The sequence below is a fragment of the Methanobrevibacter sp. genome (assembly GCF_045586545.1).
Classification (GTDB): domain Archaea; phylum Methanobacteriota; class Methanobacteria; order Methanobacteriales; family Methanobacteriaceae; genus Methanocatella.
Genome location: NZ_JAZNAN010000015.1, coordinates 22,279 through 29,604 on the forward strand (window position 1 = coordinate 22,279; position 7,326 = coordinate 29,604).

At 35.0% G+C, this 7,326-nt stretch carries 6 protein-coding genes; 4 read left to right on the forward strand and 2 right to left on the reverse strand.

The annotated features are described in order from the left end of the window. The first annotated feature begins 2 nt into the window (after nt 1-2). Nucleotides 3-1,718 (forward strand): adenine deaminase, encoded by a 1,716-nt coding sequence (gene ade / locus ACKI3D_RS01425; protein ID WP_407391641.1) that lies wholly within the window; start codon nt 3-5, stop codon nt 1,716-1,718. On the opposite strand, the gene ACKI3D_RS01430 is transcribed toward ade, so the two are convergent. Next, entirely contained in the window at nt 1,715-2,341 is a 627-nt protein-coding gene (locus ACKI3D_RS01430; RefSeq protein ID WP_407391644.1) for a DUF447 domain-containing protein, read from the reverse strand. The two genes, ade and ACKI3D_RS01430, sit on opposite strands and share 4 nt — an antisense overlap. A gap of 82 nt (nt 2,342-2,423) precedes the next feature. Here ACKI3D_RS01430 and ACKI3D_RS01435 point away from each other — a divergent pair, with 82 nt between their 5' ends. Continuing rightward, entirely contained in the window at nt 2,424-3,434 is a 1,011-nt protein-coding gene (locus ACKI3D_RS01435; RefSeq protein WP_407391646.1) for an SIS domain-containing protein, read from the forward strand. A 35-nt stretch (nt 3,435-3,469) separates the two neighbouring features. Here the strand turns inward: ACKI3D_RS01435 and ACKI3D_RS01440 are convergent, their stop codons facing one another. Next, nucleotides 3,470-4,084, reverse strand: coding sequence for an Hsp20/alpha crystallin family protein (locus ACKI3D_RS01440; RefSeq protein ID WP_407391648.1), 615 nt, complete (start codon nt 4,082-4,084; stop codon nt 3,470-3,472). Between the two features lie 434 nt (nt 4,085-4,518). Here ACKI3D_RS01440 and ACKI3D_RS01445 point away from each other — a divergent pair, with 434 nt between their 5' ends. Beyond that, nucleotides 4,519-5,820: a hypothetical protein gene (locus tag ACKI3D_RS01445; protein WP_407391650.1), complete on the forward strand. Its 1,302-nt coding sequence runs from the start codon at nt 4,519-4,521 to the stop codon at nt 5,818-5,820. A 63-nt stretch (nt 5,821-5,883) separates the two neighbouring features. Continuing rightward, nucleotides 5,884-6,843, forward strand: a complete 960-nt coding sequence (locus ACKI3D_RS01450; protein WP_407391652.1) for a hypothetical protein — start codon at nt 5,884-5,886, stop codon at nt 6,841-6,843. Nucleotides 6,844-7,326 lie beyond the last annotated feature (483 nt).

Consider the following 7,326-nt stretch of genomic DNA (forward strand, 5'->3'; position numbering starts at 1 on the left):
GAATGTCTTTCACCGCTTATATCTATGATGTAATTTCTAAAACAATCCGTCCAGTTAAAATCACAATAAAAGATGGATTATTTTCAGAAGTCGCACCCTTTACACCCAATGAAGAAACACTGGTGGACGTTAAGGGATTGATACTTCCAGGATTCATAGACTCTCATATTCACATTGAAAGCAGTATGATTACTCCTGCGCAGTTTGCCAAAATTGCAGTTCGCCATGGTACTACTGCCGTTGTATGCGACCCTCATGAGATAGCAAATGTTTTGGGGGTTGAAGGAATTGAACGAATGATTGAAAATGCAGAGGAAGTTCCTTTCAATTTTTACTTTACCGCACCTTCATGTGTGCCGGCAACTCCATTTGAAACTTCAGGGGCAATCCTGGATTCAAATGATATTGAAGATTTGCTTAAAAAAGATGAAATTGTTGCATTGGGGGAAATGATGAATTTTCCCGGTGTCATAAACGGGGATGAGGAAGTCCTGAGAAAATTGGAATTGGCAAGGGAATACGGAAAGCCGATTGATGGACATGCACCATTGCTTTCTCGTGAAAATTTGAATAAATACCTTGCTCAGGGTATAAGTACTGACCACGAATGCAGCAATGTTGCTGAAGCTTTGGAGAAAAAGCTTAAAGGTATGAAAATTATGGTTAGAGACGGTTCATCTGCTATGGATATGGAAGGTCTTTTTAATATAAAGGAAAGTAAATCTACAGTCAATCACATGGAATCTTTAGGCTTACTTTATAGGGATATTTTTGTAAATGAAATCTGTTCTCCATTATTCGATTTTATAGTTAGTGATGATAAGCATCCAAATGATTTGATTAAAGGCCATTTGAATCTGTCAATTAAAAAAGCAGTTACTTTGGGAATTGATATCTTAAAGGCTATTGATATGGTAACAATTAATCCTGCATATCATTATAATTTGAACTGTGGAGTTATAAGGGAAGGTGCAAAAGCCGATTTTATAGTTGTGGACAGCATATCTGATTGCAATGTCCTCAAAACATTCATTGGAGGGGAATGTGTCTTTGATGGAGAGAATGTCTTGTTCGATGTTCCTGAAATTGAAGCTCAAAATTCAATAAATGCCTCTAAAAAGAGTCCTGATGATTTTGATATTCATTTTGATGGAGATGAATGTGAGGTCAATGTGATAGAATGTTTTGATGGAGATTTGTTAACCAAAAAAGCAACTGCAAAATTGAGGGTAAAGGATGGAATTGTCCAATCGGATATTTTTCAGGATGTTTTAAAAATAGCTGTAGTGCAGCGTTATGGGGGCAATACTGTTTCCAATGCATTTATCAAAGGCTTTGGTATTAAAGGAGGAGCTATTGCTTCATCCGTCGCTCATGACTCTCACAATATAGTCGTTGTCGGTCACGATTCAGAAATGATGGCTCAGGCTGTAAATCAGGTCATTGAGGATAAGGGAGGCATTTCTGTTGTAGGTGAAGACTTTTCTGATTCATTGCCTCTGCCGATTGCGGGTCTGATGAGCAATGAAGATGCATATGATGTTGCCAATAAATTGGGCATTTTGCATAATATGGCCTCTGCATTAGGATGTACTCTTAAGTCTCCATTCATGACAATGGCTTTCATGTCACTTCTTGTAATCCCATCACTTAAACTATCTGATATGGGTCTGTTTGATGGTGACAGCTTTGAATTTATAGATGTAATTAAGAATTAAGGCTCCAAGCCTTTTTTCATTAATACTTCTTTTATTTTTTTCATCGCTTTGATGTCTTCTTCTCTTCCGACTTTAATGACAATTCTATAGGCTTCTTTGAATCGGTTAAAGTAAACCTGTTTTTTCTCATCATCCACCAAATCGACACGGGAAATGTTGGTTAAACACTCTATTACATAACCCAATCCCCTATTGAATGCCAAGGTCTCATTGTTTATTTCCAGTTCGCTCACTTTAGATTTAAATATAATGGCTTCATCGGTCTTTTTAATGGGATCGCTTTGTTTCACCGCTTCTTTAAAGCTGATTACCTCACATTTGAAGTAGGCTTCTCCGCACTTCAGCTTCCCGTCATCGGTAAAGTAATCCTGGGGAAGGTTTCCAAGCAAAGAATCTGTAAAAATCCCAGGGTCATGAGAAATGTTTACATAGAACTCCTTTTCACGGATAATGTTGTCTAAAGTATGACTTCCTTTAAAAATACGATGCACCACAGTGTCCTTGCCTGAACACAATGCACCGAATGGTGCTGCATTGAATGTGCCATCACAATTTTTGCTGGTGATGATTGTTTCGTATTGTCTTCCCTTTTCCATACCAATTAAAGATAAATCAATTTCCATTTTAACCATTTTAAAAAATATTTTTATATGTTAATAAACAATATATAAATTATATTATTTAATTTTAAAGGAGTTTAAGCTTATGAGATATAAAATGTATGATGAAATGATGGAGCAACCGGAATCACTTCAAAAGACATTTCAAAGTGAATTCGAAACTTTGAACAAGGTTTCAGACATGATTCCTGATGCGGGTAAGGTATATCTGATTGGCTGCGGCAGTTCCATTTCAACTTGTTATAGCGTGCGTGACGCAATAAGGATGTCCAGTACAAACATTGACATAGAGGTCTACACAGGTTATGAATTCTACTACAATAAGAAATTGGTTGAAAATGAAAACTCTATAGCTATCTTCACTTCACAATCCGGTGAAACCGCCGATACTCTAGCATCACTTAGAAGAGCTAATGAATTTGGTATTCACACCGTTTCAATTTCCAATGAACCTGAAAGTTCAATGATTAAAGAAGCTAAAACTCCAATTATAACCAGATGTGAAACTGAAACAGCTATTTTAGGTACTAAAACCTATATTACACAGCTGGCTTGTCTTTATCAGATATTGTTTAAGGCATCTGATTATGAAAATAAGAATGAATTGCTGGCTGAACTTGCCGACATGCCTAAAATGCTGGAAAAATTATTGCTTTTGACAGAAGATGATAACAAGGCTTTAGCTGAAGAGTTCAAGGATGAAGACATATTTTACTGTGTCGGCAGTGGTCCAAACTTCGGTCTTGCTTACAAATTGGCAATGACAATGTTAATGGAAGGTGCCATAAAACATGCCTGTCCGGAATATTCAGCAGAGTTCAGGCATGGTCTGATTGAAAGAGTAGAAAAAGATGTTCCAATCATCATCTTAAGATCAGGTTTTGAATCTGATGAAATCACTGATAAAGCCATTGAATTTTCACAGAATCTGGAATTGAAATCAATAATATACGAGCTTGAGGATTATGCGAGCGTTGACAAATTGCTGTCTCCGTTCATATTAGTGATTCCGCTGGAATGGTTTGTATATTATCTGGCTCACTTCAATGGTGAAGATCCGGGTGCAACAAGACACATCGGAAAAGTGAGATATTAATTTTTAAAATAAAAAAAGAGAGAAAAATGTAGAATCTATTCTACATTTACTTTATGTTTTGGTATAATTAATTTTGGAATGGTAATGAGTACAATTCCGTTTGCAAATTTAGCTGTAATGTTTTTAATGTCAATGCTGTTTTCAAATCTGATAGTTTTAACACATCTGCCTGATTTGATAGCAGCTACGATTACTTCAGCTTCATCTTCTTCTTCAAATTCTTCGATGTATGGCTTGAAAGTGGTTTCAATGGTAATGTCATTGTCTCCAGCTTCGATTAAGACATCGTCTTTTTCAACACCAGGAACTGCTGCTTTAATGTAGTAAATGTCTTTGGTTTCAATTAAGTCAACATCTAAAGTTTGAACGGTTGATTTTTTGTAATCGGAATATTTTTGATCAGCTGATTTTTGCATATTTTTAATGCTTTCTTTGAACTCATCAATGCTTTTGTAGAAATCATTGAGAACATTGTCAGCAATATTTTTACTTTTTTCTTTGTGTTCTTCGAACTTTTCTTTGTGTTCTGCGAATTTGTCTTTTGGTTCTTCAGCTTGTTCATCAAAGTTTTCTTTTTCTTCGTTTATTTTATCTTCGATAGTTTCTTCTTTTTCAGAAAATTCTGCATCAATAGTTTCAGAGTCTACCATATTTTTCACACTCCTTTTTTTGATGAATTTTTTATAAGTATGTATTAGTTACTTTTTGTAAGTATATAAATTTTTGTATAGTTACTACTTTTCTCGCTGTATTTTTACAACTAATAATCTGAACTTTTTGGCAAATAAATGTTACAATTGTTCGTATTAAAACGAATGAACTGGTTTTGTATAGTTACCAATCGAAAGTAAATGAAAAATAAGTAGTGGCTCTTTTATCCAAATTTATTGCAAACATAATTGGAAAGTCTTTTAAAAATAAAAAGGAGAAAAAGATTTGTATTTTTGAATACTTATTGTTATAAATTGAATTGTGATAAAAAACTATTTTCCATACCTTTCAACATTAAATTTATTATTAAATTTATATAAATAATATAATAAAAAATATAATAATATAAAACTTAAAATATGTGGAGGATTATATGGGAATAACTTCTTTTATTAAAACTAGATTATTGAATAATCGAGTAGAACAATACAATACTAAGCGCAGCTATTGGGGTGAGGAGGAAAGGCAACCTAGAACTGATGGAATCAATACTGGTCTTGATCTTGTTGATGCACTACCTCCAGTAATTAATAAAACAATAGCTAATGCGAGATATGCTGTTAAACTTGATGGTTATACTTCAGGTGTTTTGAAAAATAGAATTGATAAAGCTAATGTTAATATTGTTCTTGTAGATAAAGAAAATAAATTATCTGCTGAACAAAAATTAACTTTGATTTTATGGGCAAGGAAAATCGACATCAGCCAAGTTGCTAAAAATATTTTGCAAGGTGGAATGGTTGATGGTGAGGGATTAATTAAACCTGTTGAGAGGTGGGATAAATCTATTGGCAAATATATTAAACCTGTATTTTTAGAAATTGGTGCTCATGGCTATGGTTTAAAAAAAGAATTCAATGATGATAATGAAGTGCAGCTATACTTGCATGAAATGCCTAAGGATATCATCAATGGATCTCCCGAAGAGTTCGATAATTATGTTAGTGTTGAAGAAGGAACATTAACGGTAAAGTACGAACCTGATGAGGTCATTAACTTCATGTACAATGAAATCTACTGTGAAGCGCAAAGCATTATCCTGAATTGCCTTGATGATATATACCATAAATGTAATTTGGAACGTAACCAAGTGGAGCGTATCAATAAGGATAATATCATTGAAGTAAAACCTTCTTTGGATAGTAACGGTCAGCCTATTGTTACAGAACTTTCAGCTACTGCAAAAGAAAATCTTTACGCTGATTATGGAACAACTGCTGATTCAAACGTGGCTATTGTACCTCCTGGAATTGAATCTAAAATCTTAGGGGGTAACAACTACCAGTCAGATTATACAAGACAGACTGAAATTTTTAGAAATAATATTTTAAGGACTTTTGTTACTCCACAGTCCCAGGCAGGTAATGAAAAATCCAATCAGAATGTTGCTGAATACATTAACGATTCAGCTATTACAGGGTTTATTGTTAATGTGGCCAATGACCAGAAGTGGGTGTTAAAGTATTGTAATCAATTATTGAATATGCAGTTGGAGTTAATGGGCATCAGTGAAACTTTGGATGTTTACTTCAGCTATTCAAGAGATGATGTGTTAAGGTACATTATGGAACTTTCAGCTGAAGGTGATGAAATCTATAAGAATTACTTAAGTAACTTTGAAGAGGAACAGCCTGTAGGTGAAAGGATTGTCACCGATAGTGGCGTTGAAATATAATAAAGATTTATATAAAATAAGTAATAAAATATATAATAATTAATATAATAAAATGTGATAACTATGAGGCATGAACTATTTGAAGTTGGATCATACGACTATTCGGACCTGGATGAAAGACTCGACAAACCAGTTGAGTGGACAGAATATGATCTTAAACTAATAGCTGAAAACTACCGTGGAGGAATTCCACTAACTTCTGAACATGACAATATCTATGTCGGCATCGGAAACAATATTGAATATGAGGAAGGTAAGCTGTTCCTTGAAATTCCTGATGAACTGGACATGGAAGGAAAAGGACTGTCACCTAAAGTTGATGTCTTATTGAAAGATAACGGAGATTCATTTGGAATTGATACTATGAGTTTAATAGACGTTGGAGTTACTAAAAACCCTAGAAAAATTAGATTGTTGAATTCTGAAATAACAGGTGAGACTGGCCAAACTGGAAATCCAGAACCTCCAGCACCACAGCCACAACCAGCACCATCTAAAGATACTAATGTAGCCACTTCTTTATTATTGGAAAAACTACAAGGTAAAGATGCAGAGATTGGAAAACTTCAGGATGAAATAAATAATCTAAAAGAAGAATCCAAAAAGTACGATGAGATTAAAAAAGCTATTGAGGGAAATAAGGAATTCATTGACAGTAAAGAGGATATCCTAAAAGAATTATCTGAACTTAGAAAAGCTGAAAATGAACGAAAAATAAAAGAATACGAAGCTAAATACAACTTCAACTATAATGAGAATGCACAGGACAAGGAAATAATAGATAAGCTATTGTCCGGTGATGTTGATATGGAACTGATGGAAAAACTGGCTGAGAGAAGAATAAAAATTGAAGCAGCTAATGACGGTTCCACACCTGGAGGCCGTAACCCTGGAAACTCTGGTGAGGCAGGTGAAACCGGATCAACTGGCGGAAGCGATGATGAAAACGCTCCTTCATTTACAACTCGTGAGGAATATAATAAAATCTTAAAGGATATGGGTTTCAATAGAACTAGAATATAGCTATGATGGTGTTTTATGCTTTTTCACCGGAGCTAGATTTTTTCATTGAACGCTCGTTATTGAATTTAGGTGGGAAGTGTTTGTGGTGTTTCTCTTCCCATCCCCCTATTTGCATTGTAACCCTTAATGCCTAATTAATGGGGGACAAGCCCCCATATAATTACCCAATAATGCCAATGCAAAATAAAATCAAGTTTATCAAAACTTAACCTCGAACCGACCGCTAAAGGGTCGGTTCTTAAATCTGACAAAATTAATTATTCCTTCATAAACCTATTGCGACTCATTTCATTCGTCGCAACCTGTCCATCAGAGATGGACAGCTTATTTTTAATACACTCTCTATATACGGAACCGACCGGCGAGGGTCGGTTCCTCACTATAGTATATGCTCACCAATTCTTTACACCAGGCCTACACACACCCCTCCCTTACGGTCGGCGTGGTTCCGGCCTGGCGAATTGGTTCGCTTATAACGTGAGT